The sequence below is a fragment of the Kistimonas asteriae genome (assembly GCF_018263925.1).
Lineage (GTDB): Bacteria > Pseudomonadota > Gammaproteobacteria > Pseudomonadales > Endozoicomonadaceae > Kistimonas > Kistimonas asteriae.
On the sequence record NZ_JAEVHF010000005.1, the window covers coordinates 234,118 to 256,761 of the forward strand.

Here is a 22,644-nt window from a genome sequence, read left to right on the forward strand (position 1 = left end):
ACCCCTCTGTACTCCCTGTTATTCTGTACGAATCAGCTGGTCGCCACTGGCAGCCAGCGTCTCCGTCGTCTTCATCACCTTGAACTGAAACTCAAACTGCCGCGCCAGGTTCATGAACTGAACCATTTCCTCGACCGCATTGACATTGCTGGCTTCCAGATAGCCGGGCTTCACCTGAACGGAGGCATCCTGATCCGCCTCCTGTCCGTCAATGCGTCGAAACAGACCGTCTGGTCCTTTGATAATGTCCTGAGAATCCGGATTGACCAGTTTGATCTGGCCTATCGCCACCGGCTGAATCGTCGCGCCGCCGACCGGTACAATATTGATCGTTCCATCACCGCCAATCTCAATGTGACGGTATTGTGGGATATCGATAGCGCCGCCCAGGCTTGCAACCGGACGACCACTGCCGGTGACCAGCTGGCCTTCCGCATCAAGACGCAGATGACCTGCCCGGGTATACGCTTCCTGCCCCTCGTGATCCAAAACAGAAATCCATCCTTCATCCGAAATCGCAATATCGAGATTGCGCCCGGTATGAATGGCTGGTCCTACCCCCGTGGCGCTGCTGGTGCCCGTTGCTACGGTCATCGCCCGACTCTGATGACCATCCCCCTGGAGCGGCACAGCCATGGAGTGAACAAAGTCCTTTCGGAAACCCCGGGTGTTCAGGTTTGCCAGATTGTTGGCATGCACCTGCTGTGCCCGCATGGCGCGGGTCACACCTGAAAAACCGATGTACAGGGACTTATCCATGTCGTCGGGCTCCTGTCTGTCCCATCATCAGATGATATTCATCAGTGTCTGGGTCAGGCTGTTAGATGTCTCAATGGTCTTGGCATTAGACTGATAGTTACGCTGGGCCTCGATGAGTCGCACCAACTCAATCGACAGATCAACATTGGATAACTCCAAAGCGCCTGCCTGCAGCGAACCCAGCGTGCCTGTGCCAGCCAGGCCATACGCTGGATCTCCAGACTCATAACCTGCTCGCCACAAACTGTCTCCAACCGGTTGCAGCCCCTGCTCATTGGTAAAACCTGCAAGAATGATCTGCCCCTGAGTCAGTGTCTGACCGTTAGAATAAATCGCCTGAACCTGTCCCTCTTCACTGACCTGGATGCCTGCCATCTTTCCCGGAGGAAAGCCATTCTGAATAGCACCGTTAACCGACGAGCTGATACCCAGCTGCGTCATATTAGTAAGATCAAGGTTAAGGTTTAATGCATCGGCACCGTTAGCCAGTGTTGCCGCTGGAACGGTTTGTGTATATGAGCCACTACCTGTAGATATCTGACCGTCAGTATCAAAGTTCAGCGTATTTGCTGTGCCAACATCCGCGCCATCCAACTGGTAATGAATGCTCCACTGATTAGCAACCGTCTGGTCTTTAGCAAAATACAGACCTAGCGTATGGGGGTTACCCAAACTGTCATAAACATTAAATGCCATGGTGGTGTTATAACTGTTAGGATCAGATGAACTAAATGTGGCAACCGAAGGAATATCGCTACGGGAATCCAGATTAATGAGTCCCTCCAGTGCGGTTGTGGCCTGAGCCGGCATATCGGACGAATCTATCTGCAGGTCCGTAATACTACCCGACAGTATGTTACCACTGGTATCCGAGGCGAAACCCTGTAACCGGTTTCCCAGGTTATCTACCACATAGTTATCGCGATCAAGATCAAAATAACCGGCACGGCTGTACAGGTATGAACCATTATCATTCACTACAAAAAAGCCATTACCTGTTATCGCCATATCCAGAACACCATTGGTATAATTGAAGTTACCCTGCTGGAAACTCTGGGAAATGGCTGACACTTTAACCCCCGCGCCATTAACAACACGACTGTTACTACCGCTATAAGTTGAAGCATACACATCTGCGAATTCAACCCGAGACGACTTGAATCCAACCGTATTGGAGTTGGCAATGTTGTTACTGACCACTTCCAGATCCTGCTTTGCGGCCTTCATACCGCTCAAACCAATGCCGAATGACATGGCGTACCTCCTCTGTACTGACGTTACTGATAAATACTGCTACTGCAGTTTTCCTTACTCGTTATTCCTGTATTTTGCTGACCTGCGAGACCGCCATCGCCCCGATACCTGCAAGGTTAAGCTCTATCTCCTTTCCACCACCGGGTATTACGACGCTATCCACCTTCGTGCTCAACGCTATGGGTATGGACTGCTCTTCCGTGCCGTAAGTCGCAGAAGCAGATATTGAATACATGCCTTTAGCCAGGCTATCTGTAGTGAAAGGCACGGTGCCGGAGGCCTGCGCACCCAAATCAATGCTATCCACTATCTGTCCAGAGGCATCCTGGATGTAGAGTTGAACCCTGTCGGCAGACACCGGTACCTGCACCTCACCGGTCATGGTACCGCTGCTTTCCAGCTCCATGATGTTAATAGGGACTGTAACCGTTTTGCCCACCAGGTCTGTGGCCTGCATAGCCTGTGAATATTGCAGCGAGCTGACTAAGCCCGTGATTTGACTATTGAGACTACTCAGGTTTTCCACACTGGTAATCTGGGCCAACTGTCCGACAAACTCACTGCTGCTCTGGGGATTCAGGGGATCCTGATTATTGATCTCCGCCAGCAGCATCTGCATGAATTCCTCCTGTCCCATGCCGCTGGTGCTATTCGCAGCACTAACGCCCGTAGTACCTGACGAGGATGAGCTGCCTGACAGCCCAGGGATATCCAATGCCATGACAACCTCCTTATTGTCCCAGCGTCAGCAGCCGCTGCTGCATTTTCTTGGCGGTCGACATCAGTTCGACACTGCTCTGGTAACTGCGCGATGCCGACATCATGTCAGCCATTTCGCCGATCATGTTGATCTTGGGGAAAAAAACATAGCCTTCAGCATCGGCGCCAGGGTGATCCGGCATATAACGACGGTCTTCATCCGATGCTTCGATTTCCATAATTTCACTGACCGTCACCTTGGCAACCGGCCGGCTCGGACCGTCCATCGATCGGAGCTGGTCATCAAACACCAGGGAAAAAACCGGTTTGCGTACCTTGTAGGCCTCATCCGGTGTAGCCCCGGCGCTTTCCGCGTTGGCCATATTACTGGCTATGGTGTTAAGTCGGATGGTCTGCGCAGTAGCAGCCGATCCGGCTATGGTGAAAACATCACTCAGCGACATACCTGACCTCCCTGTCAGCGCCCGTTAATTGCCCTGTCGAGGCCTTTGAATTTCATATTGAGAAAGGCGAAGCTGGTCTGGAAATCCAGCGTATTGCGGGCAAAGGCTGCCTGTTCAATGCCCAGTTCAACGGTATTGCCATCTGCTGTCTGCTGGTTGGGAATGCGATACTTCGTCATCCCATCGACAGACTGTGACGGTAAATCCATGTGATGGTTGTCTGATGAAGACAAGCCAACGCTATTTTCCAATGCCCGGTCAAAAGCAAAGACCGCATCCATGGCCTTGAACCCGGGGGTATCCACATTTGCCAGGTTACTGGCAAGTACCGTGCTGCGCTGTATCCTGAACTGCAGGGCTTGCGGATGAACCCCAAGTCCCTTGTCAAAGCTGATTCCCATAAAGACGTCCTGTCTTTTATTGTTATGGCATCAAGTCTCTAATGATTTGCCAGAAGCGTGCCAATCTATCCATCAAGAAGAATAACAATGCTGCGGTGACCCACGGTGACACGCTCATCCCCGAGATAAAGCCATTCCTATTCTTTTAACAACTCACCTTGCAGATACCGGCCGGTCAGATATCTTGAAAAGATGGGCCGGATTTTCCGGAATGCACTTTCCGCCTGATCCGGTAAAGCGGAACCGCCTTTCCGGTGATGGCCGGTATGAGGGACAGCGTATGAAAACATCGGTTAAGGCATTGCCAATCATCGCCGCCTTCTTGCTGGTGATTCCCGTGGCAATACACGCGGAGAATACGCAACCTGACACTGACGCGGCTACACAGATTGTGGATGCCGCCACTGCGGCACTGATGGAAAAGACCACGGCCTACATCCGTGATCCAGCCACCAGCCTTCAACAGGTCACAGTTCCCCCGCCCTCCGTCGATACGCTGGCTCCGTGCCAACATACTCCCGAGATTATTATTCCCGGCCAGAACCGCCTTCTGGTGGGTAATATCACGGTGAAAGCCGTGTGCCGTGAACCCCGCTGGTCCATCCATGCCAAAGCGAATATCCGCATTGAGCTGCCTGTCGTTAAAAGTGCCCGCACGATAGACCGTGATCAGCTGATCCGGTCCGATGACCTGATCATTCAACCGGTGAGCCTGAGCCAGATACGGGGTCGCTATTTTGCCCATAAAACGGAACTGACGGGGCAAATGGCCAGCCGGAGAATAACGCCCGCACAGATTGTTCGTCCGGATATGGTCGAACCGCCCAGGATCATCCGGAAAAATGACGATGTAATGATCGAAGCCAGAATCAATGGTGTCACGGTCACCATGAAAGGGATGGCGCTCGAGGGGGGGGCAATGAATGAAACAATTCAGGTGAGAAACAGTTCATCGGGCAAGGTTGTGAAAGCAAAAGTGATCACTTCCGGGAAAGTCGTCACGGGCATGCCCTGATTATTCTTCCACGGATTCCTCCGTGACGGGCGATGGCACCAGGTCAGCGGGTAGAGTGTTCGCGTTGGTTTCCTCCTTGATGTCCTCCATCGTCTCCTCCGACACCGGTGATTCTTTGTCTTTTCCATCCGTGTCAATGGGCGAAAACAGCCTGCCCAGTTTTTTTTCTGTTTCTTCATTGAGCAGGAGCAGTTCAATCCGACGGTTCGCGCCGGACTCCGGATTACCGGGATGGATCGGCATATGATCTGACAACCCCGACACCATCAGGAACCGCTCATCCGGAATCCCCCCATAAGCCAGAGTTCTCTGCGCCACCTGCGCCCGGGCACCGGATAGTTTCCAGTTACCGTGAAAATGGTTTTCGGAAAAAGAGGCTCCATCTGTATGGCCGCTGACCAGGATCTTGTTTTGGGTCTTGCCCAACACCTGCGCCATCATCAGTAAGAGGTCTTCATAGTACGGTGTCAGCCGACTACTCCCCCGGCGAAACATGTGCTTGTCCTCAAAATCTAGGATAACCAAGCGTAATCCTTCCGGTAACACTTCCATATAGACCGGGTCATCTTGCTGGTACTGGGTTTTCTCACTCCCCAACAGCATTCGGAGATCCCCCATGACGTCATCAAAACTCAGTTTCTCTCCCTTGGGGCTTGGCTGGCTATCGCCTATCACATCGGGACCAGCTCTACCCTGCAAGCTGGGGCCCTTGCTGGAGATTTCCTTCACCGTGCTGGGTGAACCCGTGAGTTTGATCGGATGGGGGGAGCCAGAGTGCCGGAAGGCACCGGGATCCTTGAAATAGGCCGTGATACTCTCAAGCTGTTCCTCGTCGGTCACACTGAGCAACCAGAGCACCATGAATAGAGCCATCATCGCCAAGGCCAGGTCTGCCATCGCCACCTTCCAGGAACCACCATGGCCGCCACCGCCACCTTTGATGACCTTCTTGACGATAACAACCTTTCCCTTGGACGATGACACGGCAGCAGTTCCCTTTTAATCAGCCTTCGTTAACTACTTTTTCCATCTCAAAGAACGTGGGCTTGATATCATGGAACAATGTGCCACGACCGGCATCCACTGCGAGCACCGGCGGCATACCATTGCGATAACTGCTCAGGCAGACCTTGATACACTCAAGTGCCTTGATTTCATAGCTGACAGAATACCCGATGGCCTTTGAAATCGGGCCAACAAAGCCATAACCGAACAGTACACCCATAAAGGTTCCCACCAGGGCAGCCGCGATGTGGTTACCGATTTCCTGGGCTGGGCCATCTAACGATCCCATGGTGATAACGATACCCAGTACCGCGGCAATAATCCCGAAACCCGGTAAGGCTTCAGCCACTTCGTGCAAGGCATGCCCAGGGTGCTCGGCTTCCTCGGCAAAGGTTTTGACCCCCTCATCCATCAGGGCATCAAAATCATGAGGTTCCAGGTTATCGGCGAGCGAAAGACGCACATAGTCACAGATGAAATGAACGAGGAGATGCTTGCTCTGAATGGTTGGAAACTTGGCAAACAGGGCACTCTTTTCCGGATCTTCGATATGCTCTTCTAATGCTTTTTTTCCACCAGGCTTACGCGCTGTCTTGAAAAGGTCATGCATGAGATGAAGCAGATTCATGAACAGTTCAGCGTTATATCCTGAACCGGTGAACACATACTTGGAATGACGCCCGGTATCCTTGACCACATGCATGGGGTTTGCGAGCACAAAGGCACCGAATGCCGCCCCCCCGATGATCAGCACCTCAAAAGGCTGCCAGAGTGCCATCAATTTACCGTGGGACAGCACATAGCCGACCCCGACCGACAAGATAACCGTCAACACCCCTATAATCTTGGACATAGTTTCAGGTACTCCGCCACGATTCCATATAGCTTCTGAGTTTCAACACACCCTGACGATGCAGCTGACACACTCTGGATTCTGTGATGTCCAGAATCAGAGCTATTTCTTTCATGTTCATTTCATGCACGTAATAGAGGTTCAGCAATTGCTGTTCCCGCTCAGGCATCAGCCCAATAGCATCAGCCAACGCCTTGCCGCAGCTGGCCTTGAGAAAGCCTGCGTCAACCGGCGCATCTTCCCTGCCAGGCTCACTGTTCTCTTCCAGCACATCCAGGCTGAGGAGACGAGCACCATGGGTATTCATCAGCATGTGCTGGTAGTCCTGTAAATCCATCTCCAGCTCGGCGGCAATATCCCTGTCCGTCGCTGGACGTCCCAATCTTGCTTCGACAGCCGAGATAGCCCGGGTGATCTTCTGGCTCTCCTCCCGGATCCGGCGAGGCCGCCAGTCTCCCTCCCGAACCAGATCCACCATGGCGCCCCGTATCCTCGGGCGGGCAAAATACTCAAACGCAACATTGGTGCTCTGATCGTATCGTCCTGCCGCTTCCAGCAAGCCCACTACGCCGGACTGGATTAAATCCTCCACCGGCGTACTGTGTCCCAAAGAGCCAGCCAGGTGATAGGCAATCTTCCTGACCAACCCCATATGCTTGCGCACAAGCGCATTGACACCGGATTCCTGGATATTCCGGTAGTTGTTGACGGCTTCGGACTGATCCTCTGCTTTCATCGGCGGTTCACCGTCATCCCTGCTCACCGTGGCGCCCTTACTCCCGTTACTGGATCACCAGGTTAGTTATGAGAATATCGTCAACACCCGGATCTTCGACGCCCTGCTCTTCGAACAACTTATTCAAGCTGTTCAACGCATGTTCTCCAATCTTGTCCGGCGCTTCGGGCTGAATCACATCGGTGTACGGCAATCCACTGAGCACTTCGATCAGCCGATGGCGAATCATCGGACTGTAATCCACCAGAACTTCACGGGTTTTCTCATCACGGATTTTGATCGACAGCTCTATCTGCATATACCGTGCACGGCGGTCACCGGTCAGCGAGAGAACAAAGGGGCTCAATGGATAAAAAATCGGTTTGGGCGGGGGCTGTTTTTCGTCCACAGTCGGTTCCGCCGAGGCAGAGCCACTCTTCTGCATCATGAAAAACGCTGCCGCACCACCGCCAATGCCCACCAGCATCAGCACAATCAGGATGATCAACAACAGGTTGGTCGACTTACCGGAACTCTCCTGTTCCTTGCCGGCTTCCTCTTCACTCATGGATTGTCCCCTAACCCACTCATTCTTTTAGTGATTGTTCCGGCTCTCAGGCAAACACATCCAGGAGTCCGGTGGAGTACTGCTGCATAGTCACAGGCAATCCCCCCTCATCACCGGAAACATCGGCGGAAAACAGGGGAACTGAAGCGTCAGGTCCATACTCCTGAGCGGGATGACGTGGGTCTCGCCCCTGATCGGTAGTGACATCCACACTGACCAGGTTCAACTGCTGACTTTCCAGATGCTGACGCAGCCGGTCAGTCTGCTGGATGATCAGCTCACGCAAGCCTGGCTGGCTGGCGGTAAACTGTACGGAGACCTGATCCCCATCAACGGCCAGTGCAATTTTCAGGTGACCCAGCTCAGGAGGATCCATGCGAATCTGGGCCTGCTGCAGATCACGATTGATCATCACCATGATGCGATCCCCCAGTTGCCCGGGACCAGCCGGGTCCAGCTGGTGCTTGACGACAACAGGCTTCTCAACAGAAGTCGGAGCGGATAACGATTCTGAGGCTGTCACAGCACGATCCGGTACGGATGCCGCGGCAGCGACTGCAGCGTCAGCAGGACGTCCCTGTAATGGCACCTCTGGCAAGGCGGGTGCGGTTGCCCGTCCGAGTCCCTGCTCAATCTCGACCGTTCCCTCTGCTATCTGGACAGGGGGAGCAATGCGTGAAGGTTCCGGCATGTAGGGTAAGGTATCTGCCTCTGGCTCCCCCTGAGTCGCTGCTGCAATCGGCAGTCCATCCTGCAACAACGGTTTCTGGAATGGCGTTACCGGCATCGGGGTACCACTGCGCAAGGTCAGGTCATCACCAGCCCCCCCCTCTGCCAGGGAAGGCTCTGTGAGAGAAAGCGGCTTACCCGCTGGCGTCTGCTGTTCGGAGAGAATACGGGAGATCAGCGCCGGGAGGCTGTCAGGCAACGCCGAAGGCTCTGCAACCTGGGCCTGGGCCTGAACAGCCTCACCCGGAGCTGTTGCGGTAGCCACATCCGGTAATCCCTGTGCCAGCGGTGCTTGTCCCCCCTCTGGCGTCAGTAATGACGGAAGGGTTGCCAGCTCAGCAGGCGCGGCCTGCGGCTGCGCCAGGAGAGAAGTCGTTTCAGGTAAAAGAGAGACCTGTGGCGCAACTTCCGCAGACGGTGCCAACTCACCGGATGCCAGAGTGGTTTCGGCCGACATAATCCGGCTGAACAGGTCAGCAAATGTCAGCGTTTGCCCAGAGCTTTCGGTACCCTTCACTGCCACCGGTGTCTGTAGCGGCACCGGCATACTGATTGGCAGAAGGCTACTGTCCGTTACTGTCGAACCTTCCATGATAACTTAACGCCCGATTTTCCCTAATTCATGGCCCGGGTAGTCTGGTAAGACGAAATGGCCGCCTTGTTTTCCCGGACATTACACAATTCTTCCCTGATCCGCTCTTTTCCAGCCGCACTATCAGACACAATCCTGCGATACAACGCCTCTAGCGCAGTCAGTGCTTCCAGCAAGGCTCCCGTTGGCTGACGATCGGAAAAACCCTGTTCTGCAAGCGATATGGCTCGACGTTCAATCTGTTTCAACGCGATCCAGTCCGATGCCTGCCAAGCCGTAATCAGCTCTTCTCTCACGGCGTCCAGCGCCTGTGACAATTCTCTATCATTGAGTGGCTGCGGCATCACTGTCACCGGTCTTTCCTTCAATGGAGTCCCAGGCTACCTTGATCTCCAGCATAAGACGCTGGACTTCCTCCAGCTTCTCCATGGAGCACTCCTGGTTAGCAGCGATCAACTGCCGAATGCAGTAGTTGTAAAGGGCCCTCAGGTTGCCGGCCAGCTCTCCGCCTTTTTCTTCATCGATGGCCTCATCCAGCGCCAGCAGAATCTCAATGGCATGAGTGATGGATTTACCCTTCTCACTCATCTGCTTTCGTTCCAGGAACCCCTTGGCCTTCTGCAGCGTCATCATCAGGTTGGCAAACAGCAGCTGAATCAACCGGTGCGGGTCGGCTGTCAGAGCCTGGGCCTGGTTCTGTGCGGCGCGATATGCGTTGAGTCCTGCCGTATCATTCGGCATAAAGGGCTCCTCCTTGTGGAAACCGATCGACTACGTCGTATTAATTATTACTGTTGTTATTGTTGGTATTATTCAAACTACTCAGCGCCTGCGTCAGATAGGACGCTGAACTATTGAATTGTCCCATCGCCTCTTCCATCGCAAGGAACTGGTCTACCCAATAGCTGCGAACCTTTTCCATCTGAGCATCCAGCTCCAGAGTTTCGGCATCAATATCCCGCAGATCATCTTCCAGGCGATCCATGCGCTGCTTGATTAGGCCAGACGAGCTGTCATAGTTATCCAGCGTTTCCGACAGTGTCGACATCAGGCCGTTGTCGCCAGTAAAAAAGCTCTCAAGCTGGCTGAAATGGGTAGAGACGCCTGCGCTGAATTTACTTTCATCAATTTCGAGGGTGCCGGTTTGGGTGGTGATAATCCCCAGCTGGGCAAGACTCAGGGTATCGGAGCCCACGGTATAGGAGTCCCCTACTGCACTGCGCAATATGCCGGATAAAATCCGGGTCTGGGAGTCACCATGCAGCGCTGCTGCGCCGGCATCCTGGGAATAGCTGGTCACACTGTTTCGGGTAGTAACGAGGTCATTGTACGCAGCGACAAACCGCCGAATCGCATTGGAGGCCGCAGACTCATCCTCGAAAACAGTCACCGATACCGGTGTTGCGCTGACGGATTTCAGTTCGAGGGTTACACCATCGATAAGGTCTTCAATGGTGTTATCGCCATGGGTCACCTGAATGCTGTTCGGGTTGGCGGGATCGCCTATGGTGACTTCCGCATCAGCGGCAGTCTGCAAATCGCTTAACCCTGTCGTAATTGTCTGATCACCACCACCGATAGTCAGGCCGGTAATATCGATGGTCACGGTATTGGCCACACCGGTGTTATCCCCGGTAATCAGGAGTCGCTGCTGACTGCCACTATTAATCAATGCCGCACTGATACCGGGATTATTGTCTGCATTATTGATAGCATCACGAATACCCTCCAGCGTGTTATTGCTGCTATCGAGGGTGAGATCAAGGTCTTCACCACCGACGGAGAGCTTGAGTGTTCCGGTACCAAAGGTATCGGTACTGTTGAAGTCAGCGGTCGCCATCTGGTGATTAGTGGCCAGCGCTGAAACCGTGAAGGTATAGCTGCCGGTAGCGGATGATGCAGAAGGCGTAACCCCCAGTACATCAGTATCGCTGACCGTTGCCCTGCGCTTGACCAGAGAGCTGCCATCCGAAAGATCGGAGACAACCGTATCAAAAGCATTGAGGGCGCCCTGTAACTGCCCCAGAGCAGATAACTCGAAGGTATCGACATTTTTCTGGCGCTGCAGCTGGGTTTCTTTCGGTAACCGCTGAACTTGCACCAGTGTGTCAATCAATGTCTGGGTATCCAGACCTGAATTGATGCCATTAAGGGTAAACATGGCCTTCCCTGACCTCTAACTTCAATACCGCACTGATAAAAAACTATAGGCAAGAGAACGTGCCCCTTGCCTATATTTTTGTCGACCAGATTCGGATTTACTGAAGCAGTGAAAGTACGCTCTGTGTCTGGGCGTTAGCCTGTGACAACATCGCTGTACCGGCCTGCTGCATTACCTGGTACTTGGCCAGATTGGCTGTTTCCACGGCAAAATCCGCATCCATGATCCGGCTTCTGGAAGCAGAAACGTTCTCACGGATGTTGCTCAGGTTGGAAATGGTGGTGCTCAGACGGTTCTGAACCGCACCAAGATCCGCTCGCTGGTCATCCACGTCAGCAATCGCCGCATCAACGATGGCAACAGCCTGCTGAGCACCACTGGCAGTGGATATATCTACCTTGGATACGTCCTCGGCCGTAAAGGCTTCGGAAGCAACACCGGTACTTGCCGTCGTATGCGCTGCCATCACGCCCGCAGCAACATCACCCGTAACAACGATGTTATTACCTTCAGTAATAACCTGCAGCCCCGTTGCATTCGTCGATGCCGCCAAAGCCGTTCTGATTTTATCGGCTAAGGTATCGATCGTATCGGACGCGGCAACATACGCTACAGAGAATTCTTCATTCGCAGCAGCACCTGCACCATCAGAGTCATAACCAAAGGCAACCGTTTCAGTATCCGCAATACCGGTTGTGTCAAATACAGCCATACCACGCTTACCGAGATCAGAAGAACCCGCTGCTGACATGACGATATCCAGTGTTTCACCGGCATTTGCACCGATCTGGAACTGCTGGGTACCGTAAGTGCCATCCAGCAGAACCTGTCCACCGAAGGTGGTGGTTTCAGATATACGCGTCATCTCTGACTGCAGTGCTGTCACCTCTTTCTGCAAGGCTGCACGGTCAGCGTTAGAGTTAGAGCCGTTGGCTGACTGGAGAGACAGTTCCCGGATCCGCTGAAGGATGTTGGTCGTTTCCTGCAGCGCACCTTCCGCAGTCTGCGCCAGGGAGATCCCGTTGTTGGCGTTGGAAATGGCGACTGTCAGTCCCTTGGCCTGTGAATTCAAACGGTTGGATATCTGCAGACCTGCTGCATCGTCCGCCGCACTGTTGATTTTCAACCCGGAGGACAGACGCTGCATCGCCGTCTTCAGGCCATCCGATGTCGCCATCAGGTTACGCTGGGCGTTCATCGAATAAACGTTGGTATTTACTGTAAAGCTCATGTGTCTATGTCTCCATCTAATGGACTTACTTCCGATGGACTGCTCCCACAAGAAAGCAGCTTTGTCCCCCAGACCGGTTTTCACGGCCCGTCACTTACTTACTCGGAAAAAAATTCCAGAAACTTAAATGGAGCACAGGCATTTTTTTATTTTTAAAATCAGTCAGTTAAAACGTCAGGCAAATGGCTTTTCCAGCAATATTTCCAATAAACCGTTGTTCACTGTCATTTAATGGTGGTCTTTTCTACATTGAATAAATGGGAATGCGATAAAAAGGCGGCGTGAAGTCAGCAATCGAAATAAACAACATTTCCCACCTATATAAAGGAAGCAACAAGTGATCAGGAAGGTCTTCACATGACACCGGAAATGGTTGTTGACCTGTTCAGGGACGCGCTTTACCAGATCGTGATTTTCGTTTCGGTCATTATTCTGCCCAGTCTACTGGTCGGCTTGCTGGTGAGTATCTTTCAGGCCGCGACACAGATTAATGAACAAACCCTGAGTTTTCTGCCGCGTCTGCTGGTCACCCTGATTACCGTTGCCTTTGCCGGCCACTGGCTGCTGCGGGAGTTCATGGAACTCTTCCGCCGGTTTTATGACATTATTCCAGAGATGATTTTCTGACATGGAACTGACCACGGCACAGATCACCGCCTGGCTCGGTCAGTTCCTCTGGCCGCTGTTCCGTATTGGCGCCCTGCTCATGGTGATGCCGCTGATTGGCTCAGCGATGGTACCGATGCGTATTCGTCTGGTACTCGCACTGGCCATCAGCTTTCTTATTGCGCCGTTATTGCCCGCCATGCCCATGGTGGATCCCCTGTCTGGCGACAGCCTCCTTATTCTGTTGCAGCAATTATTGATCGGCTTTATGGGCGGTATGTTGCTGCACATCTATTACGCCATTTTCGCCATGACCGGCCAGATGGTCTCGCTGCAGATGGGTCTGGGTATGGCGATGATGTACGATCCCATCAATGGCGTCAGCATCCCTATCATCGGTCAGGTCTTCCAGATACTCACCAGCCTGATGTTTCTTGCCATGAATGGCCACCTGGTGGTGATTAATGTGCTGGTTCACAGCTTCGAGACCCTGCCGGTTGCCCCCATCGGCGCTGACATGCTGGATCTCAATACTCTGACCCGCCTGATGAGCTGGGCTACGGGCGCCGCCCTGATCATTGCCCTGCCAGCCATCACCTCCATGCTGCTGGTGAATATTTCCTTTGGTGTCATGAACCGGGCAGCACCACAGCTCAATGTGTTCTCCCTCGGTTTTCCCATGAGCATGATGGCCGGCGTACTGGTCCTCATGATCACGGTGTCTGGTATCGCCGGCCTCTACCTTGAGCTCACCGGTGAGGCGCTGGAAGCCCTTGACGTTCTCCTGCGAGGTGGCTGATGGCAGAGAATGAAGACAGCGGTCAGGAGCGTAGTGAAGAGCCCTCGGAGAAACGCCTTAAAGACGCACGCGACAAAGGCGAAGCTCCCCGCTCACGAGAACTGGTCACGGTCGGCTTGTTCCTGGGCAGTTGTGTCGCCCTGCTGGTGTTCAGTGACCAGATCAGTCAGCGTTTCCTGGCCGTCTTTGCTGAGAACTTTTCCGTTGACCGTGCCAGCCTGCTGGATACCGGCGCCATGTCCGCCCGGCTGAAAGACAGCTTCATCACGATATTCGGCACCCTGTTACCCGTTTTCGGTCTGATGATACTGGCCATTATTGCCAGCTCACTTGGCCTGGGAGGCTGGCTATTCTCCGCCAAGCCCTTACAGCCACAGTTATCAAGAATGAGCATCCTCAAGGGATTAAAGCGGATGTTTTCACGCCGTTCTATCGTTGAACTCATTAAATCCATTCTGAAAGTGATGCTGGTGACCGGAGCCCTTTATCTGATCATCAACAATGTCATGAAAGATATCCTGACGTTAAGCATGAAGCCCGTCGCCATGGCTATCCGTGAAAGTCTTAGCATCGTGACCTGGAGTCTGTTGGGCTTTGCCGCCGCACTGGCGGTTATTGCCATTATTGATGTGCCTTTCCAGGTCAGCGAATACCGCCGCAAGTTGAAAATGACCCGGCAGGAACTAAAAGATGAAAGCAAGGAAACGGAAGGGCGCCCAGAAGTCAAAAGTCGTGTACGTGACCTGCAACAGGAAGTGGCCACACGCCGGATGATGCAGGAGGTTCCCGAAGCCGATGTCATCATAACCAACCCGACCCACTTTGCCGTCGCGTTGAAATACGACAAGACACGTTCAGAGGCCCCCTTCGTCGTGGCCAAAGGTGTCGATGAAATCGCCCAAACGATTATTGAGGCGGCGCAGCTACACAAACGCCCCGTTGTCCGCACCCCGGCCCTGACCCGTGCAATTTATTACACAACAAAGATCAATCAGGAAGTGGCCTCGGACCTTTACCATGCTGTCGCCCAGATTCTTGCGTATGTCTATCGTCTGCGGGAATTTAAGGCCGGACGGGGACAGGAGCCGACACCATTACCGAACAACTTTGACTTACCAGAACATTTCCAGCAATACGCCAACCGGGGAATAGCCGGTAGTGAAAACGACTAAAGGATTGATGCATTACCATGAACAAGGGATTAGGTAATCTTCTGACACTACAGCAGCTGCTAAAACTGGGAAAAGCGCAAATCGCGATTCCGTTAGCCGTGCTGGTGCTGATGGCAATGGTCACACTACCAGTGCCGCCTATCCTGCTGGATATGCTGTTTACCTTTAACATTGCCTTGTCATTACTGGTATTGCTGGTCAGCATCTATGCCTTAAGGCCACTGGACTTTGCGGTATTTCCAACCATCCTGCTGGTTGCCACATTGATGCGACTGGCGCTCAACGTAGCATCCACAAGGGTCGTTTTGCTGAAGGGGCACCAGGGCGGCGATGCGGCCGGTAAAGTGATCCAGTCATTTGGTGAAGTAGTTGTTGGCAACAATTACGTAGTCGGTATGGTGGTGTTTGCCATTCTGGTCATTATCAACTTTGTTGTTGTAACCAAAGGCGCTGGACGTATATCTGAAGTATCCGCCCGTTTCACGTTGGATGCATTACCCGGCAAACAGATGGCAATTGACGCTGATCTTAACGCCGGTCTCATTGATCAGAAGCAGGCGCTGGAGCGCCGGAGCCTGGTGACTCGCGAAGCAGACTTTTACGGTTCCATGGACGGTGCCAGCAAGTTCGTTCGTGGTGACGCCATGGCGGGCTTGCTGATTCTGGCCATCAACATTATCGGTGGCCTGCTGATCGGCACCCTGAAACACGATCTCAGTTTCAGTGATGCGTTCACCATCTTTGCCCTGCTGACCATTGGTGATGGTCTGGTGGCACAAATTCCTTCCCTCTTACTCTCAACGGCTGCGGCGATTATTGTTACCCGTGTCTCCGAATCTGCCGATGTCAGCGAGCAGATCAGCGAACAGCTCTTTTCGTCACCCCGCGCGCTGTCAGTGACGGCGATCATTCTTATTATCATTGGTCTGGTACCAGGCATGCCGCATATGGCGTTTGTCGGACTGGGGCTGGCCGTCGGCGGTATCGCGTACTGGTTATTCCAACAACACCTGTCGGATGATGGTGATGATAAAAAGCCGGATATTGAGCCTGCTGAACAGCCTGACGCCAGTGATCAGCCGCTTTCCTGGGACGATGTGCCGGCAGTAGACCCGCTGGGTCTTGAGGTTGGTTATCGACTGATTCCCATGGTCGATAAACAACAGGGTGGGCAAATGCTCAACCAGATTAAAGGGATTCGTAAAACGCTTTCCGCCAAGCTTGGCTTTCTTGTACCCAGCGTGCATATCCGCGACAACCTGTCTCTCAAGGCAAACACATACAACATTACCCTGATGGGTGTCAGTGTGGCGGAAGGTGAAGTGGAACCCGACAAATATCTGGCCATTAACCCGGGTCAGGTATACGGCAATCTGGAAGGAAAAGCCGTCACAGATCCTGCTTATGGGCTGGATGCCATCTGGATCACCAGTGAAATGCAGGATCAGGGGGTCAGCCTCGGGTACACCGTTGTTGATGCCTCAACGGTGGTTGCCACACACATCAGCAAGGTGGTAGAAGAGCATGCCTATGAACTGCTAGGGCATGATGAAACTGAGCAGTTGATTGAAAAGCTGACGCAGCTTTCCCCAAAACTCTCAGAAGAACTCACACCCAAGAAATTATCGGTCAGCCAACTACAGCGCGTACTTAAAGAGTTATTGATGGACAAGGTCCAGATCTCTGATTTACGCACCATCGCCAACACGCTGGTTGAAAATGCGGATCAAACCACTGACGCACTGCTACTGGCAGGCAAAGTGCGGGAAGCGTTAAAACGCAGCATCGTGCAAAACCTGATTGGAACAGGGACAGAACTTCCCGTGGTAACCCTGGATGAAAAACTTGAACAACTATTATTGAATGCCCACCAGCAGGCACAGCAATCAGGGCAGTACGCGCCAGATGCCATTCCACTGGAGCCTAATCTGAATACCCAGTTGCAAAGCAACCTTCCGGAAATAACACGACAGTTACAGTCTGAAGGGCGCCAGCCCATCATGATTGTTTCACCGGTTTTGCGACCTATGCTAGCCAAATATGCCCGTGTCTGCACCCATGGTTTAAATGTGTTGTCGTTTAATGAAATCCCTGACAACAGAGAAATCCTCATTGTCGGGAAGGTAGGCTAATATTGTTAGTTACTGGTGATCGATTTATAGTCAGTTTATTCAGGTAGTCAGACTGCAGGGAACACAGACGATCTATCGCGTCGCAGGAGGCACCGTGAAAACCTCGAAGTCCAGGGAAGCACTTGAGCAGCTCAGGAAGATTGATTGGGACAGCAAACGGATCCAGACGGATTCTGATTTTGCTGATATCAAGCATTTCGATCTCACCAACCCTGACTACAAAATTCTGGACATGCAGCCGACACTGGAAGTGTTGTATCGGCGCTTTGCCCAGCAGCTGCGTTTCAGCCTCTATAACCTGTTTCGTCATAAAGCGGAAGTGACATTTAGTTCTGTCGTTTCCATGAAATTTGGCACCTATTCCCTTGATACCCGAGAAGCAGCCAGCCTGCATGCCTTCAAAGTGACCACGCTGAAATTCAATGGTTTCGTCAAAATTGACCGATCCATGATCACAGCGCTGATTGACCTGTTCTTTGGTGGCAGTGGTGACACCCTGACCTCAGAGGATGAACGGGAAATGTCACCGACAGAAAAAAGGATGCTGCACCGTTTTCTGGATGCTTCCCTGGAAAATCTTCAGGAAGTCTGGGAAACCATCATCCCGTTCAAAATTCGAGAACTGGACACCAGTTCAACACCCGTGTCGCATTTTTTCTACAACGATTCCGAGCTGATTATCATTAGCCGCTTTACTGTCAAGATTGCCGATATTGAGGGACAGATGGAAGTGGTGCTCCCTTATCGTGCCATGGAGCCTATTCGGGAAAAAATTCATTCTTACAATAACACGGCACAGGATCCCAAGTGGAAGAGCACATTACAGGAGAACATCATGCTGGCGCCCGTTGATATGAGCGCCACGCTCTGTCAGGTGCCTCTGTCATTAAAGGAAGTGCTTGATCTTCAGGCAGGTGATGTCATCAAGGCCGAAATGCCACGGCAGGTCACCGTCAAGGTGGCAGGCATCCCTTGCCTGAAAGCCTCAGTCTGTACCATTGACAGCAACATGGCATTAAAAATCGTACAAAAAATCAGACAACAAGAAAAAAAAGAGAAAAGCGAATAACCCCTCGGCAAAGCAGTCCGCCCTCAGAGAGATGAGTGAGACCAAGGATGAGCGACGAAGAAAACAAGGACGAAACCACCAGCACCGAGCCTGAGAGTGGTGCCAGTGAAAACACACAGGCAAAGTCCGATACGGTCAGCGTGGAGGATATTGCTGGCGACAATGGTAGTGACGAGTCTGGCAGCGACGGTGACGCCAGGCCCGATCTCGGACTTATCCTGGATATCCCTGTCACCCTGTCACTGGAACTGGGCAGCACGACCATTAATCTGGGAGATCTGCTCAAGCTTAACAAGGGTTCCGTGGTAGCTCTGGAAAAGGAAGCTTCAGAACCGCTGGACGTGAAAGTCAACGGCACCCTGATTGCGTTTGCTGAAGTTGTGGTGATCAATGACCGTTACGGCATCCGGCTGATTGATGTTGTCAGCGAATCCGAGCGGCTTAAGAAACTGTCCTGATAACAATGAATAATGCACGTTATCTGCTGCTTCCACTGCTTCCGTTGTTAACAGGCGTGGCGCAGGCTGCACAGGAAACCTCCAAGAGTGCAACCGGTTACCTGGTTCAGATTGGTTTGCCGCTACTGCTGATTGTCGGAATGATTGTCGGCTTTGGCCTGTTGGCGAAACGGTTTAACCTGCACAGTGTAAACAACAAAGGTCCGGTAAAAGTCCTCTCCTCAACACCGGTATCCGGACAAGTCAGGCTTTGCCTCATTGAGGCTGGGGATAAACAATTACTGATCAGTGTGTCAAATCAACAGGCCAACTGCCTGCATGTGTTTGATTCACCGGTTGTGGATAACACTGAAAAAGAAACCCGGGATTTTGCCACCCTCTTTTCTCTTGCTATTAAACCTCCGCAACAGAAAGCCAGAACAGGAGATGATCCGTGAACCGGACACTGTCCCGGCTTTATACCAGTGTCGTGTGCATTATTGCACTCATACCTTTGACCGGATGGGCTGATCCCCAGGGCATGTCCGTTCTGACCGTGACAGAAACCGGCGATAACAGGGAATACAGCGTCAGTCTGCAGGTTCTCCTGTTGATGACCGCCATCAGTTTCCTGCCGGCGGCACTACTGATGTTGACCAGCTTTACGCGCATCATTGTGGTCCTGGCCATTCTCCGACAGGCGTTGGGATTGCAGCAAACCCCTCCCAACCGTGTTTTGATCGGTATGGCGCTGGCACTGACCCTGCTCATCATGATGCCGCTGTTTCAGGACATTTACGCATCGGCGATTACCCCTTATCTCAGTGAACAGGTGACATTGTTGGAAGCCGTCAAACTGGCTGCTGCACCGATCCAGAGTTTTATGCTCAATAACACGCGCGAGACAGATCTTGAGCAGTTTCTGGCCATTGCCCGTATAGATAATCTGGCCAGCCCGCAGGATGTCCCTTTTTCGGTGTTGATTCCTTCTTTTATTACCAGTGAGCTGAAAACGGCGTTCCAAATCGGCTTTATCCTGTTTATCCCCTTTCTGGTCATTGACCTGGTGGTTGCCAGCGTACTGATGGCGATGGGGATGATCATGTTGTCTCCCCAGATGATTTCACTGCCGTTTAAGTTGATGCTGTTTGTACTGGTTGATGGCTGGGCATTGACGATGGGGACACTGGCTAACAGCTTTAACTAACTATTGACGCTGATACCGCCTCCTCCACACTTCAACTATTCTCTGAAACGACTGAGCTAAGCGGTTAAATTTTATAACTTTCATTACACATAACAGCGTCTAATACGCTCTCAGTTGCACATTACCTCTCCTGCCTTAAGGATCAGACTTATCAATATTCCATACCAATGTCGCTCGATTCGTCAGATGATTGACGTCAAATCCCATACGCTCACAGTGAATGACACAGCAAAACAGCCATCCGCCAAATGCTGACCAAGTGGAAACATCCCCCTTTTTGGCTTCCAAATATCACCGGTGACACTCTGCTCTCAGTGAGTATTTTGCTTTGACCCTTCCGATTAACAGCAAGGTCTATTGGGCCTATATTCGTCAAAAGAACGTCTACTGTACGACGATCAAACACCTATTCAATTAATCAGCGATTTACTATTTTTTTTTATTCTTGAGTTTTAAATCAGATTGTTATTAAAGTTATAGTAAGGTGATAATTTTTGAAGATTGATGATTACGTAAAACGGCTTAAAAAGCCCCAGTAGGGACAGTCAGTAAAATCCGGAAATAAGCAAAAACAGACAATCAGGGAACCCTGAGAGGAAACAGCCCTGTTATGGGCACCCAACCGGGCAGGGAAAATCGAGTCGTTCAAGGAAAATGGCAGGAGGCCTTCCATGAGCACAGACGTTATCTTGCGCATGATCGATGATAACGACAGGGATGAAATCTGGTATTGCGACCAACTGTTGCTACTGGGTCAACTGATCGCCTGGGCCTGGCTGGAGAAAAAGCACCTTTTACCGTCCTCCCTCTCCATACTTGGCTTACAACCCGCGACGATCAGAGAAAACCTTACCCGTCTGTCAGCATTGGAGGATTCTGCCTGCCATCCCGAGATTTTTGGCTTTTCCTGCCTGCAAAGTATCCCACAGGACAAGGTTGATACGCTGATTAGCAATCTGAACAAGGCGCTGCAGGCTGAACTCATTATTTACCCGGAAATACCGCACACACTGCAACAATTGATTAACCGTGCAGGAACACAGACCCCCTTCTGGACTCTCCCCGACGATATTGCCGAATTAATGACACTATTGCTGGCACCTGAAAAAAACTCCGCCTGCTACTGTCCTTTTAATGGCACTTTGTCAGTGGCTCATCAGCTCGCGGCGCAACAGCAGAATGTGTATACCGAATTACCCCTGGCAAGCCCACTGCCTTATATCACCAACCTGCTGGCAGATCAGGCCATTGAACACCGTGTCAGCCACCCCATTTTTAGTCCCGTCTGGTTGAAACCCGGTGCATTGGTACAGTTTGATTACTGTTTTGCCTGTCCACCCTCAAAACAACGTTACAACGTTAAACAGATTAATGATCTCTATGGCCGTTTTCCGGAGCAGCCGCTGTATGGTGATATTATTCACATTCGGCATTTATTAGCACAGTGTCGTAAGAAAACCATTGCCGTTGTGACTGAATCAATCCTGCAGCGGACAGCGGGTAAAGAGTGGGGATTTAAAAAGCAACTGCTGGAAGAAGGGATAATCAAGGCCGTTATCCGTCTCCCTTCATCATCCCTTGCGCCTTATCGGGATACGCCCTGTCTGATGATCTTTGATAAGCAACAGCATCACCATGACATCATGATTTTCGATGCTTCCACAGCGTATTTCCGTGCTCACACCAAACGAAACCAGATTTATCCCCAGCCCAATACGCTTCGAAATCCGGATGTCATTTATCAACAGATAGAAGAACAGGAAATCACCGCTCATTCACGTCTAGTGTCGTACGATGAGCTGGTTGAAAACGACTACAACATGCAGGTTGATCGTTACCTGACGAAAACACCACCGAAGCGATTGCAAGCCGTATCCAGTGAAACCGTGCCACTGTCTGAACTGGCAGACCTGATTCGCGGCCAATCCGTTAAATCTGACAATATGCTCAATGGCGATCAGTTTCTGGAAGTGATGGTATCCGATATCAGTGCCGAAGGTGTCGTTGAACAAGCAGGCAAGCCCGTCATCGTGAATGAATACCGGGAACGCGCGATTCAACAACGCCTTAAGCCGGGTGATATTCTGCTGGTTATCAAAGGACATACCGGAAAAGTTGGCCTGGTACCTACCATTTGCGGCAATAACTGGATTGCCAGTCAGTCCTTCCAGATCATACGACTAAAGAAAGGTACCTGGATTAAAGATCCCGTAGTTCTGTTCCAATACCTCAGCTCCTCCGCCGGTCAGGCAGTACTCCAACAACTTCGCTCAGGTGCTTCTGTGCCCTTGCTGCAAACCCGGGATATCAAGAAGTTGCCTATTCCCAAAATGTCAGATGACGAACAGGATATGGCCCGACAGAACTGGGAAGAAATTCGCAGCATCCATGCGGAGATTCGTTTTCTGCAAGATAAGGCATTAACCTTTCAGCGAAAAATCTGGAAGAACTAATCAAAGGGGTGCGGTATAAAGAAAGCTATCTTACGCAACACGTTACGTATTTATTTAACAGTAACAGTCTATGAAGAGCGAGAGGAAAATATCTGACTAACGACCAAGAGTGAAGGTAAAAAAAGATAAAGGACTGTGCTTCCCTGCATGCCCCTTGTCTCTGCACATCCTGTGCTGTATTCATTCCCTGAATACTTCCTGCTACTTCCGTGTGGCACATCCTGCGCCAGCACTTCCCTGCGCGATACTCCTTGTCCTTGATGAGCTTCCTTACTCCACACATCCTGTGTGTCTCATCCATGGCTCTATACTAACCCCGTTAA

Annotated in this window: 24 protein-coding genes; 10 read left to right on the top strand and 14 right to left on the bottom strand. The window is 51.8% G+C overall.

Translation table 11 applies throughout. The features are described 5' to 3' along the window. Positions 1–18: 18 nt before the first annotated feature. The 5 genes from KHS78_RS08095 to flgB form a co-directional block, all read right to left on the bottom strand. The gene (locus KHS78_RS08095; RefSeq protein ID WP_211827070.1) at positions 19–759 is read right to left on the bottom strand and encodes a flagellar basal body rod protein FlgF; all 741 of its coding nucleotides are present in this window, start codon (positions 757–759) and stop codon (positions 19–21) included. 27 nt (positions 760–786) lie between these two features. Then, entirely contained in the window at positions 787–2,013 is a 1,227-nt protein-coding gene (flgE, locus tag KHS78_RS08100; protein ID WP_211827073.1) for a flagellar hook protein FlgE, read from the bottom strand. Positions 2,014–2,074: 61 nt separating this feature from the next. Continuing rightward, positions 2,075–2,734: a flagellar hook assembly protein FlgD gene (locus KHS78_RS08105; RefSeq protein ID WP_211827075.1), complete on the bottom strand. Its 660-nt coding sequence runs from the start codon at positions 2,732–2,734 to the stop codon at positions 2,075–2,077. A 10-nt stretch (positions 2,735–2,744) separates the two neighbouring features. Then, positions 2,745–3,176 carry a flagellar basal body rod protein FlgC gene (gene flgC / locus KHS78_RS08110; RefSeq protein WP_211827077.1) on the bottom strand — a complete coding sequence of 144 codons (432 nt, stop codon included), beginning with the start codon at positions 3,174–3,176 and terminating at the stop codon, positions 2,745–2,747. Positions 3,177–3,190: 14 nt separating this feature from the next. Beyond that, positions 3,191–3,577, bottom strand: coding sequence for a flagellar basal body rod protein FlgB (gene flgB, locus KHS78_RS08115; protein ID WP_211827079.1), 387 nt, complete (start codon positions 3,575–3,577; stop codon positions 3,191–3,193). Between the two features lie 211 nt (positions 3,578–3,788). Between flgB and flgA the strand changes: the two genes are divergently transcribed. Beyond that, on the top strand, positions 3,789–4,592 hold the full coding sequence (flgA, locus tag KHS78_RS08120) for a flagellar basal body P-ring formation chaperone FlgA (protein ID WP_211827081.1): 804 nt from the start codon (positions 3,789–3,791) through the stop codon (positions 4,590–4,592). Here flgA and KHS78_RS22565 read toward each other — a convergent pair whose 3' ends face one another. From KHS78_RS22565 to KHS78_RS08165, 9 genes are all read right to left on the bottom strand, one after another. Further along, positions 4,593–5,576 (bottom strand): flagellar motor protein MotB, encoded by a 984-nt coding sequence (locus tag KHS78_RS22565; RefSeq protein ID WP_211827083.1) that lies wholly within the window; start codon positions 5,574–5,576, stop codon positions 4,593–4,595. A 19-nt stretch (positions 5,577–5,595) separates the two neighbouring features. Further along, positions 5,596–6,450 (bottom strand): flagellar motor stator protein MotA, encoded by an 855-nt coding sequence (motA, locus tag KHS78_RS08130; RefSeq protein ID WP_211827085.1) that lies wholly within the window; start codon positions 6,448–6,450, stop codon positions 5,596–5,598. Between the two features lie 4 nt (positions 6,451–6,454). Next, positions 6,455–7,213 carry a sigma-70 family RNA polymerase sigma factor gene (locus KHS78_RS08135; protein ID WP_211827087.1) on the bottom strand — a complete coding sequence of 253 codons (759 nt, stop codon included), beginning with the start codon at positions 7,211–7,213 and terminating at the stop codon, positions 6,455–6,457. A gap of 19 nt (positions 7,214–7,232) precedes the next feature. Further along, positions 7,233–7,733: a flagellar basal body-associated FliL family protein gene (locus tag KHS78_RS08140; RefSeq protein ID WP_211827089.1), complete on the bottom strand. Its 501-nt coding sequence runs from the start codon at positions 7,731–7,733 to the stop codon at positions 7,233–7,235. 46 nt (positions 7,734–7,779) lie between these two features. Continuing rightward, a complete protein-coding gene (locus KHS78_RS08145; RefSeq protein ID WP_211827091.1) occupies positions 7,780–9,054 on the bottom strand; it encodes a flagellar hook-length control protein FliK in 1,275 nt (424 codons plus the stop codon). Positions 9,055–9,077: 23 nt separating this feature from the next. After that, positions 9,078–9,398 carry a hypothetical protein gene (locus tag KHS78_RS08150; protein WP_211827093.1) on the bottom strand — a complete coding sequence of 107 codons (321 nt, stop codon included), beginning with the start codon at positions 9,396–9,398 and terminating at the stop codon, positions 9,078–9,080. Beyond that, positions 9,379–9,795 carry a flagellar export chaperone FliS gene (fliS, locus tag KHS78_RS08155; protein WP_211827095.1) on the bottom strand — a complete coding sequence of 139 codons (417 nt, stop codon included), beginning with the start codon at positions 9,793–9,795 and terminating at the stop codon, positions 9,379–9,381. Before fliS ends, KHS78_RS08150 begins: the two co-directional genes overlap by 20 nt. Before the next feature lie 40 nt (positions 9,796–9,835). Continuing rightward, positions 9,836–11,215 carry a flagellar filament capping protein FliD gene (gene fliD / locus KHS78_RS08160; protein ID WP_211827097.1) on the bottom strand — a complete coding sequence of 460 codons (1,380 nt, stop codon included), beginning with the start codon at positions 11,213–11,215 and terminating at the stop codon, positions 9,836–9,838. A gap of 97 nt (positions 11,216–11,312) precedes the next feature. Continuing rightward, positions 11,313–12,446: a flagellin N-terminal helical domain-containing protein gene (locus tag KHS78_RS08165; RefSeq protein WP_211827099.1), complete on the bottom strand. Its 1,134-nt coding sequence runs from the start codon at positions 12,444–12,446 to the stop codon at positions 11,313–11,315. 357 nt (positions 12,447–12,803) lie between these two features. Between KHS78_RS08165 and fliQ the strand changes: the two genes are divergently transcribed. The 9 genes from fliQ to KHS78_RS08210 all read left to right on the top strand — a co-directional run bounded on the left by fliQ (position 12,804) and on the right by KHS78_RS08210 (position 22,321). Further along, complete coding sequence (gene fliQ / locus KHS78_RS08170) at positions 12,804–13,073, top strand: flagellar biosynthesis protein FliQ (protein WP_211827101.1); 270 nt, start codon at positions 12,804–12,806, stop codon at positions 13,071–13,073. A gap of 1 nt (position 13,074) precedes the next feature. Beyond that, positions 13,075–13,851, top strand: a complete 777-nt coding sequence (fliR, locus tag KHS78_RS08175; RefSeq protein WP_211827103.1) for a flagellar biosynthetic protein FliR — start codon at positions 13,075–13,077, stop codon at positions 13,849–13,851. Continuing rightward, positions 13,851–15,023 (top strand): flagellar biosynthesis protein FlhB, encoded by a 1,173-nt coding sequence (gene flhB / locus KHS78_RS08180; RefSeq protein WP_211827105.1) that lies wholly within the window; start codon positions 13,851–13,853, stop codon positions 15,021–15,023. The genes fliR and flhB overlap by 1 nt, the downstream gene beginning before the upstream one ends. Positions 15,024–15,040: 17 nt before the next feature. Then, positions 15,041–17,155: a flagellar biosynthesis protein FlhA gene (gene flhA / locus KHS78_RS08185; protein WP_211827107.1), complete on the top strand. Its 2,115-nt coding sequence runs from the start codon at positions 15,041–15,043 to the stop codon at positions 17,153–17,155. A 94-nt stretch (positions 17,156–17,249) separates the two neighbouring features. After that, positions 17,250–18,224 (top strand): flagellar motor switch protein FliM, encoded by a 975-nt coding sequence (locus tag KHS78_RS08190; protein WP_211827116.1) that lies wholly within the window; start codon positions 17,250–17,252, stop codon positions 18,222–18,224. A gap of 47 nt (positions 18,225–18,271) precedes the next feature. After that, positions 18,272–18,682, top strand: coding sequence for a flagellar motor switch protein FliN (gene fliN, locus KHS78_RS08195; RefSeq protein WP_211827117.1), 411 nt, complete (start codon positions 18,272–18,274; stop codon positions 18,680–18,682). Between the two features lie 5 nt (positions 18,683–18,687). Beyond that, complete coding sequence (locus KHS78_RS08200) at positions 18,688–19,119, top strand: FliO/MopB family protein (protein ID WP_211827119.1); 432 nt, start codon at positions 18,688–18,690, stop codon at positions 19,117–19,119. Further along, positions 19,116–19,868, top strand: coding sequence for a flagellar type III secretion system pore protein FliP (gene fliP / locus KHS78_RS08205; RefSeq protein WP_425513964.1), 753 nt, complete (start codon positions 19,116–19,118; stop codon positions 19,866–19,868). Before KHS78_RS08200 ends, fliP begins: the two co-directional genes overlap by 4 nt. Before the next feature lie 671 nt (positions 19,869–20,539). After that, positions 20,540–22,321 (top strand): N-6 DNA methylase, encoded by a 1,782-nt coding sequence (locus KHS78_RS08210; RefSeq protein WP_211827121.1) that lies wholly within the window; start codon positions 20,540–20,542, stop codon positions 22,319–22,321. Positions 22,322–22,644 lie beyond the last annotated feature (323 nt).